Origin of the sequence: Pseudomonas edaphica, from assembly GCF_005863185.1 — a bacterium.
Lineage (GTDB): Bacteria > Pseudomonadota > Gammaproteobacteria > Pseudomonadales > Pseudomonadaceae > Aquipseudomonas > Aquipseudomonas edaphica.
Genome location: NZ_VBVZ01000829.1, coordinates 1 through 2,195, shown reverse-complemented (window position 1 = coordinate 2,195; position 2,195 = coordinate 1). Strand labels below are relative to the sequence as shown.

1 protein-coding gene and 1 pseudogene are annotated in these 2,195 nt (G+C 61.8%); both read left to right on the top strand.

The window, feature by feature from the left end; translation table 11 throughout:
• Positions 1–92: 92 nt before the first annotated feature.
• Positions 93–1,211: pseudogene (locus FEM54_RS31010) on the top strand (tripartite tricarboxylate transporter permease); the annotation flags it as partial.
• Positions 1,204–2,195, top strand: a 992-nt coding sequence (locus tag FEM54_RS31005) for an AbrB family transcriptional regulator (protein ID WP_138454116.1), incomplete at its 3' end; no start/stop codon positions are given. The pseudogene FEM54_RS31010 and the gene FEM54_RS31005, both read left to right, overlap by 8 nt.

Below are 2,195 nucleotides of genomic sequence, written 5' to 3'. Positions count from 1 at the left end.
GCAACAGGATTTCGCTGATGGAAAACAGACCCAGTACCAACACCACAAACTGGATGCCGTCGGTGAGGTGGATGTTGTCGCCGGTAAAACGGTACACGCCGCTGTTGGCCAAATGGGCGATTGCCTTCGGCCCGGCGGAATATTTCGTACTGATGGTGTTCGCGATTGTCTGCCTGGGCGGCATGGCCGGTGACAAACCGCTGAAGACGTTTGTTGCAGCGCTGATCGGCCTGTTCCTCTCGGCCGTGGGCATCGATGCCAACAGCGGCGTGTACCGTTTTACCGGCGACAACATCCACCTCACCGACGGCATCCAGTTTGTGGTGTTGGTACTGGGTCTGTTTTCCATCAGCGAAATCCTGTTGCTGTTGGAAAAAACCCACCGTGGCCAGGAAGCGGTAAAAGCCACCGGGCGCATGATGTTCAATCTGAAGGAAGCCGGTGCTGTCTTTGTAGTTAACATCCGCTGCGGCCTGCTCGGTTTCATCATGGGCGTGCTGCCGGGTGCTGGTGCAACCCTCGCTTCGGCTGTTGCCTACATGACCGAGAAACGCCTGGCCGGTGCCAGCGGCAAATTCGGCCAGGGCGACATGCGCGGCCTCGCTGCGCCGGAAACTGCAATCGGTGCGTCCGCCTGCGGTGCCCTGGTGCCGATGCTCACCCTAGGCGTACCCGGTTCGGGCACCACGGCGGTGATGATCGGCGCGCTGTCGCTGTACAACATCACACCCGGCCCGCTGCTGTTCCAACAGCAACCGGACATCGTCTGGGGCCTGATCGCTTCGTTGTTTGTCGCCAACATCATGCTGGTGATCCTCAACATCCCGATGATCCGCATCTTCACGCGCATCCTCGCCGTACCGAACTGGGCGCTGGTGCCGGTGATCGCCATCATCACCGCCATAGGTGTGTACGCGGTTCACGCCACCACCTTCGACCTGTTCCTGATGGTCGGCATCGGCATCTTCGGTTACATCCTGCGCAAGCTGGACTTCCCGCTGTCGCCGGTACTGCTGGGCTTTATCCTCGGTGGCCTGATGGAGCAGAACCTGCGCCGCGCGCTGTCGATCTCCAACGGCGCGCTGGAAATCCTCTGGTCCAGCCCGATCACCTTTGGCGTGTGGGTACTGACGGCGATCATGTTGTTCGTGCCGCTGCTGCGTATCTGGCGTAAACGTGCCCAACAGCGTCGCGCCCTGGCCGATGTCTGAGGTCACCTTTAAACAATGGTGGGCAACACCGCTGGTCGGCCTGGCCGGCGGTTACCTGGCCAGCCTCGTCGGCTGGCCTTTGCCCTATATGGTCGGCTCGTTGCTGGCGATCATCCTGGTGCGTTGCCTCACGCCGTGGCAGTTGGCGGAGATTCCCGGCGGACGCAAATGTGGCCAATGGGTCGTAGGCATCGGCATCGGGCTGCACTTCACGCCGGTGGTGATCGAGCAAGTGATGAGCCACTTCGGCCTGATTTTCTTCGGTGCGCTGATCACCAGCCTGTCGAGCGTGGTCGGCGTGTGGTTGATGCGCCGCAGCGGCGAAGACCGCGCCACCGCGTTTTTCTCCAGCATGCCGGGCGGTTCCGGTGAAATGGTCAACCTCGGCGCCCGTAATGGCGCAGTGCTCAGCCGTGTCGCAGCGGGGCAAAGTTTGCGTGTGCTGGTGGTGGTGCTGTGTGTGCCGGCGATCTTCAAGTACTTGCTCGAAGGCGGCACGCCGCAGTTTCACCCGGCGCCAGTGAGTTGGGGTTGGCTGGCGCTGCTGTTCCCGCTGGGCGCGCTGGTGGCCTGGGGCTGGCAGCGTTTACGTCAGCCAAACCCGTGGTTGTTCGGGCCACTGTTGGTCAGCGCGACTGCCAGTGTTGTCTGGGACTTGCATTACGGCCTGCCGGACGGCGGCAGCCAGATCGGCCAGTGGCTGATCGGCAGCGGCCTGGGCTGCCACTTCAACCGTCAGTTCTTCCGTCGTGCGCCGTCGTTCATGGGCCGTACCTTGATCGGCACCGCCTTGACCATGGCGCTTGCGACGTTGGCGGCGGTGGGCTTGAGCGCGCTGACGCAGCTGGATTTGCGCTCACTCACCCTGGGCATGATGCCGGGCGGCATTGCCGAAATGAGCCTCACGGCAGAGACTTTGCAGCTGTCGGTGCCTTTGGTAACGGCAATGCAGGTAATGCGCTTGTTGTTTGTGCTGTTTTTGGC